This window comes from Streptomyces huiliensis (assembly GCF_020037025.1).
GTDB classification, from domain to species: domain Bacteria; phylum Actinomycetota; class Actinomycetes; order Streptomycetales; family Streptomycetaceae; genus Streptomyces; species Streptomyces huiliensis.
In genome coordinates this window covers 1-1,321 of record NZ_JAIQLH010000524.1, presented here as the reverse complement: position 1 = coordinate 1,321, position 1,321 = coordinate 1, and the positions used below count along the sequence as shown (strand labels likewise).

The window sequence follows — 1,321 nt, the reverse complement described above, 5'->3', positions numbered from 1 at the left end:
CCGCGGCCTGGACGCCGCCCTGTCGTCGGTGGCCGGACGCTGCACGGTCCCGGTCGCCGTCCACGTGGAGCTGGACAGCCGGCCGGCGCCCGCGATCGAGGGCATCGCCTACTTCACCGTCTCCGAACTCCTCCAGAACGTCAGCAAGCACAGCGGCGCCCGGACCGCCGGGGTCGAGGTGTGGCGGGCGGGCGACCGGCTGCTGCTCCAGGTGCGGGACGACGGTCGGGGCGGCGCGTCCACGGCCACCGGCAGCGGCCTGGCCGGGCTCGCGGAGCGGCTGGGCTCGGTGGACGGCCTGTTCGAGGTGGAGTCGCCGGCCGGCGGGCCCACGGTGATCACGGCCGAACTGCCCTGGCGCTCCCGGAGCTGACGGCGCCGCCCCCTGGCCCCCCTTCTGTCCTCGGGGTAGGGAGAACCCCACCCCGAGGACACCCACCCACCGCATGGCCCGACCCTCCCCTTACGGGAGAACCTGGAGTCATCCCCGCACAGGGAGATCCCGGAAGGGCCGCCAACGCAGGCCCGGCGGGTTCCGACGGACGGACGCGGAAGACAGCGGAAGACAGAGGACAGAGGAACCCTGGAGATGGCCATCGACTACCGAGACCACGGACACCCGGCCGACCCGGCGCACGGCCGCCACCGGCTGCCGCTCGTCCTGCGGGCGCCCCTGTCCGGACGCACCTGGCGCGCGTTCGTGTACCTCCAGCTCAGCCTGCCGATCTCGATCGCCGGCTTCACCTGGGCCGTCACCACGGTCTCGCTGGGCCTCGGCCTGCTGATCACCTTCGTCGGCCTGCCCGTGCTGGCCCTCGGGCTCGCCGGAGCCCGGCTGCTGGGCGCGTTCGAGCGCACCCGGGCCCGGGTGCTGCTGGGCGCGGACGTCGAGACGCCGCTCCCCGTCCAGGCGGAGAACCGCGGCGGCGGGTTCATGGGCTGGGTGTGGGCGCTGCTGAAGAGCGGGGTGTCCTGGCGGCACATGGTCTACGCGGTGGTGCAGATGCCGTGGGCGATCTGCGCGTTCACGGTGTCGCTGGTGCTCCAGCTCCTGGGCTGGTCCCTCTTCCTCTACCCGGCCTACCAGTGGATGTACCCGACGTGGTGGGGGCAGCCGGGCATGCAGGTCTTCAGCGACCGGGACCACGATCTCTACCTCGACAACCCCTTCGAGCTCGCCGCCACCTCCGCCGTCGGCCTGGCCGTCGTCCTGGTCACCCCGTGGCTGATCGACGGCATGGCCACCATGGACCGGATGCTGGTCAAGGCGCTGCTCAGCCCCTCGAAGCTGGCCGTCCGGGTCGCGGAGCTGGAGCAGGAC

At 72.9% G+C, this 1,321-nt stretch carries 2 protein-coding genes; both read left to right on the top strand.

Translation table 11 applies throughout. The features are described 5' to 3' along the window. A partial coding sequence (locus tag JNW98_RS35635; protein WP_372459410.1) for a sensor histidine kinase occupies positions 1-373 on the top strand: 373 nt, incomplete at its 5' end. A gap of 216 nt (positions 374-589) precedes the next feature. Further along, a partial coding sequence (locus tag JNW98_RS35630; RefSeq protein ID WP_223772393.1) for a sensor domain-containing protein occupies positions 590-1,321 on the top strand: 732 nt, incomplete at its 3' end.